Annotated in this window: 4 protein-coding genes; 2 read left to right on the top strand and 2 right to left on the bottom strand. The window is 61.4% G+C overall.

The window, feature by feature from the left end:
• Positions 1-264 precede the first annotated feature (264 nt).
• Complete coding sequence (locus EIP85_RS22340) at positions 265-1533, bottom strand: lipopolysaccharide biosynthesis protein (protein WP_127904413.1); 1269 nt, start codon at positions 1531-1533, stop codon at positions 265-267.
• A gap of 348 nt (positions 1534-1881) precedes the next feature.
• On the opposite strand from EIP85_RS22340, the gene EIP85_RS22335 reads away from it, so the two are divergent.
• Together EIP85_RS22335 and EIP85_RS22330 are read left to right on the top strand one after the other, a co-directional pair.
• Positions 1882-2943 carry a glycosyltransferase family 2 protein gene (locus EIP85_RS22335; RefSeq protein WP_127904412.1) on the top strand — a complete coding sequence of 354 codons (1062 nt, stop codon included), beginning with the start codon at positions 1882-1884 and terminating at the stop codon, positions 2941-2943.
• The gene (locus tag EIP85_RS22330) at positions 2940-4052 is read left to right on the top strand and encodes a glycosyltransferase (protein ID WP_127904411.1); all 1113 of its coding nucleotides are present in this window, start codon (positions 2940-2942) and stop codon (positions 4050-4052) included. The genes EIP85_RS22335 and EIP85_RS22330 overlap by 4 nt, the downstream gene beginning before the upstream one ends.
• Before the next feature lie 722 nt (positions 4053-4774).
• Here EIP85_RS22330 and EIP85_RS22325 read toward each other — a convergent pair.
• Positions 4775-5437, bottom strand: a complete 663-nt coding sequence (locus EIP85_RS22325) for a class I SAM-dependent methyltransferase (protein WP_127904410.1) — start codon at positions 5435-5437, stop codon at positions 4775-4777.
• Positions 5438-5636 lie beyond the last annotated feature (199 nt).

Genomic DNA, 5636 nt, shown 5'->3' with positions numbered 1-5636 from the left:
GTCCTCCCACACAATGGCAGGAAGTGAATCAGAGCTTCAAAATAAACGCAACTGTAGTATTAGCCCGCCATGCGCATGCGCCCCACGGTCAGGGCACATGCGGGCGCCTCCCGTATCGGCAACCGCGCCGTCGACGGCGTCAGCATCGGTTCCGCCGAACCTCGTACAGCGGAGAATGTGCGCCTTTCGCGGCACCATTCGCGCCTCGACCTCCACCTCCATGATCCGCTCACCGGCAAACGCGAGCATCTCGCGCACAAGGCCTCAGCGATCCCGAACCGTGACCGGGACAAGTGCCCAGCCAAGCAGCATGATCGCGCGCACGCTCCAGCCGAGGGCCGCAGCGGTAAGCGCTCCGAACGCCCCTGTAGCGTGCAACATAGGTGGTAGCACTACCAGGAGGGCTATCGCGCCCGACCATCCGGCAACCACCCCCGGCCACCGTCGCCCCTGCGCGACCAGAAGCTGCCAGGCTCCGACCGGCAACACCATCATTCCGCCCACGAACAGCGACATGGCAAGCAGCCGGCCGGCCGGAGCAAACCGTGCGCCCAGGATGGCGGGGACGAAGGTCCGCCCGAAGACCCAGGCCACCGCGACTGCAAGGCCGAAACCGGCCACGGCCGCGAGGGCGACGATGAGCGGATAATGCCTCAGCCGGCGATCCGCGCTGGCCGAGGCGCGCCCGACGACCGGCAGCGCGGCCGAAAGCAGCCCCTGCGCTCCCATGACCGCGAGCATGGCCAGTTGGATCGCCGCGCCGAGTTGCCCAACCACTGTCAGGTCCCCAACGATCACGCGGGTGAGGATCAGCGGCATGGCGGCGAGAACCGCCTCGCCCATCGTGGCGAGACCCAGAACGAACCCTTCCCCCAGAACCGTCTTCAGTTCCCTTGCCTCGAAGCGCAAGGGCGCCTCGATCCGTCGCGTCAGGGCCGGAAGCGACAGCCCGGCCTCGACCAGCCATGAGACTGTGTGAATGATGAGCAAGGTGAACAAGCCGGCGCCCAGCCAGAGGGACACCCCTCCGAGGCAGACTTCCAGCAGGCGCACTCTGACGGCCAGCCCAAAGGCGGTCTTGCTGCGGTCGAGCCCTAGAAAAACCGCTCGCGTCCATTGCACGACGCCCCGCCCGATCAGCGCCGGCAGCACCAGCAGCAGCGCCATCCGCGAAAGGGTGTCGGTTTCGAAAGCCAGCGCGTAGCCCGCAAGCGCCGCTGCGGCGAGAAAGAGCAATCCGAGGCGCAGCCGCAAAGTCGTGCCAAGAAACGCCCCAACTTTCCGGTTTTGCCCGAGATGCAGCGGCACGAGGGTTTCGAGGCCCCAAAGCGTGAGCGTGATGGTGAAGGTATAGCTGGCGAGCGCGTAGCTCCAGGCGCCATAAAGCTCGGGCCCCAGCCAACGGCCGATCATCAGGACATAGGCGCCCCGGAGCCCTGCCTCGGCCCATTGCGTGCCCGCCACCAGCGAGCCATTCCGCAGAATGCTCGCAATCCCGGGGTAACGACGCAGGAACGGCAGGATAAACGCCATGCTCTCCAATCCGGAACTTGCGCGCCAAGGTCAAGCAGCGATAGGTCAGGGGACTTCGCCTATTGCGACCAGGATGATGTTTGGCGCCCAAGCAACATCGAGCGGCTCGTGGCCGAGATGAAGGCGCGCGAGGCGGAACTCGGCGAGAACGTACCGGGTCTCGTCCACTACGATCTTGCTGCCGTCGGGGCAGATATGGAGCCGCCGGGGCAGTGTTATGGGCCATATCGAACATCGCGATAGCCAGCCTCGGGCGATATCGACTCGGGTCGCATGGCCAGTGTATTGACCTAGCAGGCTTGCGTAACGTCTTGTGGCCGACGCACAGGGAAAATCTGGACACCCCACATGGCAGTGAACGCCCCTCCGGTGGCAATCGTAATCCTCAACTGGAACGGGTGGCGTGACACCATCGAGTGCCTCGAGACCTGCCTTAAGCTTCACTACCCGCGTTTCCGCATCATATTGTGTGACAACGCCTCAACCGACGGATCCATCGACCGCTTCGCGGATTGGGCCGCGGGCCGTGTGGCCGCGCGGCCAGAAGGCTCGATCGGCAATGCGCTGGTCGAGCCTCAGGTTCCGAAGCCGGTGGCGCTGGACATCCGCGCGTCGGCTGAAGTGTCAGGTGGGACGTTTGACGACCTTTCCCCGGTCACGCTGATCCGAACTGGGGCGAACCTCGGCTTTGCGGGCGGCAATAATGTTGGGCTCGACTTCGCGCATCGGCACGGCGCTGCACATTTCTGGCTTCTGAACAACGATACCGTCGCCGATCCGATGGCGCTGTCGGCTCTGGTCGCACGAGTGACCGACGCGCCCGCGATCGGTCTTTGCGGCTCGCGGATCGCCTTCTACGATGCGCCGCGCACGCTCCAACTTGCTGGGGGATGCTCCTATCATCCAAGCCTTGGTCTAGCGAGACGCATTGCCGCCGACCGGCCAATGGATAACGCCCCCGCAGCGACAGAGGTCGAGGCTCGGCTCGGCTACGTGTCGGCCGCTTCCTGCCTCGTCAGTAAGGCATTCCTGGAAGAGATCGGCCCGATGACAGAGGACTACTTCCTCTACTGCGAAGAGATCGACTGGGCGTGGCGTGCGCGCGGTCGCTTCCGGTTGGGCTACGCGCCGGACAGCGTCGTCTATCACAAGGCCGGTCGGTCGGCTGGGTCAAAGAGTGTCGGTCGAGGGCGGGGTGTGACCTCCAGCTACTACTTGTGGCGCGCTCGTCGAATGACCGTCCGCCGCTTCCACAGCTACGGCCTGCCCGGGCTGTCGGCGATGGCTCTAATCACATCCGCTGCCTTGCTTCTTCGGGGGCGGCCTGCCGCCGCCCGCGCCACAATGAGCGGCCTTCTGGGCGGCAAGGCCGAACGTCTTGCCGCGAGAGACGGGGAACCTCATTCATGAAGGTCGTCGTGATCGGGCCTGTCGCGCCCTTTCGTGGTGGGATCGCGCGCCATACGACCGCGGTCGCGAGAGAGCTTGCGTCGCGCCCTGATACTGACGTCTCCATCATCTCGTTTTCACGGCAATACCCGAAGCTCTTGTACCCAGGTAAGACCGATCGCGATCTGGGGGCCAAACCGGCCAGCGGGATTGCTACATCGTTCTGTCTCGATACGGTCAACCCGCTCTCGTGGCTCCGAGCTGCGCGAAAAGCGCTGCATGAGAAGCCCGACATCGCGGTCGTCCCTGCATGGACATTCTTCGTGGCCCCTGCACTGGCCTTCGTTTCGCGCGCGCTGCGCCGGCGGCACATTCCGGTCGTGACGATCGTCCACAACGCCGACGACCATGAAGCCGCGCGCTGGAAAGCGCTGATTTCGGATTTGCAGTTACGCCAGTCGAGCCGCTGCGTGACGCATAACGTAACCCTCGCGCAAGAGCTGCGGCGGCGTTTCCCCGGTCTGCCGGTGACCGTTTCCCCACATCCGCGCTACGACGACTATCCGTTGCCATCCGGCACGCTCAAGCGGCGCGCTGATTTAGAGCTCCTCTTCTTCGGCTTGGTTCGTCCCTACAAGGGATTGGACATTCTTCTGCACGCCATGGCACGCATGGAAACGAAGGACGTCTTTCTGTCCGTGGTTGGAGAGTTCTGGTCGGGAAGAGACGAGACTGAATCGATCATCGCGGAACTGGAGCTGACCGACAGGGTCGAAGTTGTCCCACGCTACGTCTCCGACGAAGAGGCCGCCGAATACTTTGATCGCTGCGACGCCGTTGTCGCTCCCTATCGCTCAGCAAGTGCATCCGGTGTCCTGGCGCTGGCTCAGAACTATCTGAGGCCCGTGGTGGCAAGCGATATCCCGGCTCTCGCGGAAGCGGTAGAGCCTGGTGGCACGGGATGGCTGTTTCCAAGCGAAGACCCTGCCGCCCTCGCGGAATTGCTCGATGGCCTGGTTGATCAACGGGCCCGGGAGATGCTCGGTCCACAGCTTGCCGCCCACAGAGAAAGGCTGTCCTGGAGCATCTTCGCCGATGCGGTTCTGGACGCCTCCGGCGGGGATATTTGACCCAATACAAAAGCGGCGGATCAAGCCAGCCTGGCGAGACAGGCGGCACGGCCGCTCAGCGCGGCGTCGTCGGCGGTCGCGTCATGGACGCGACCGAACCTGCTGATCGACCCAGATTGAACCCTGGAGGGGACTGGCCGGCCAGGATGCCGCTCATGGCCGCCCTGCCCCATCTCCTGGCGCCCTTCCGACCTCGCCGAAGGGCCTGATCCAGTGCCTGTTCCCATCCCTTGCTGGACCCCGGAAACTGTGACACCAAGTGTGACACCTGACTGTGACACCCGCGTAGATCGACGAAGCAAAAACACCGTATTTTCAATGCGTTATGAGTAAGCCAAAATGGCTCCGGTCCCTACCACCGGAGCCAAATCCCCGCAAAGGGTCTATTTCAAAGGAGAAGCTCGGGTCATCCCGGGCTTTTTTCGTTTCCACGCCCGCCAGGGGCACAACGGCAGCACACTCAAGGGCAAAACTGGGGCAAAAGACCGACAAAGTAGCCCCCGAAGGGAAACGGAGCGATGCGTCTACGCACGGCCAACCCCGCATCGAAAATCGACCGGGCGCCCCCTAAAGCGCGCGATTCAACGCCCCACAAGCACCTCAACCTAATGCAATTTCGTGATAATCTCTTCCGGTTTGGGTCGTTTGCTCTCCATCGGCGGCCATCTGTTTCCTGAGCATAGCGGTGGGCAAGTTCAGTGACGGAAGCTCAGGGCACTCGGCTATGCTTCACCCACAAATTTGCGGTAGTTTTCCACACCCTTCTCAATGCCCGACCGCTCCCAGAGACCAGAGGCCATGGCGCAGGTTCCACTCAACGGCTCGCTGTCCAGAAGCCACAAACGCGGGTATGGCAGATAGAATGGGAAATTGGTGAGATCCAGGAACCGGAAACTTCCCGTCGGGATATCGAATGTGATACTATCAGGAAGGAAATGGCTCGTGATCAGGGCTTGGTCTATATTGGAGTTGCAAAAATTGACCATCGCCCGGTAAATATCTTCGAGACTGAGATGAAAAAGGCAATGCCGGCAATGCCAGATATCTGCCTCTGGAAATTCATCTCTGATGATATCAAATTGCATCAGATTCAAGTCTGAAAACTGCTTCGTCAGCTTCGCTACCAGCTCCCCCGATATATCCCCGCCAATATAATCAACTCGGTCAAAAAACTCCTGAACCCAATTCAGATCACCACAGGGAGCGTCAAAGAACCTAAGCTTTGTTCCGGCGTGAAGATCGAGAAATTGGTGCAGTTGGTTCCTATAGAGGGCCGTCCGTGTCAGGGTACTGCCCGATCCGGAAACGCTTTCTCCACCGGTAGATTTCGCCCAGACGCCCTCTTCAAATATGTAATCAAATCTCTTGCTGTTTTCCGAGGCCAAGATTTCGCTTGGAAGTCTGTAGACCCCATCGAACTTTACAATTTGAGGTATCTCACTTCCACGTGCCCAGAGTTAGGAAAATGGCGAAGGTTCAACGGATATGCCTTCCGCAGCCCGCGGTGTCAATCGTCCACAACGGCTCTGTTTCTCAAGTAGCCTGATCCCACGATATTCACCGGCCCGCGTCTCTTGGGCTCTT

Origin of the sequence: Solirhodobacter olei (assembly GCF_004010155.1) — a bacterium.
GTDB classification, from domain to species: Bacteria; Pseudomonadota; Alphaproteobacteria; order Rhodobacterales; family Rhodobacteraceae; genus Solirhodobacter; species Solirhodobacter olei.
Note: the sequence above shows the minus strand (reverse complement) of the source record. Positions and strands in the feature narration are given on the sequence as shown.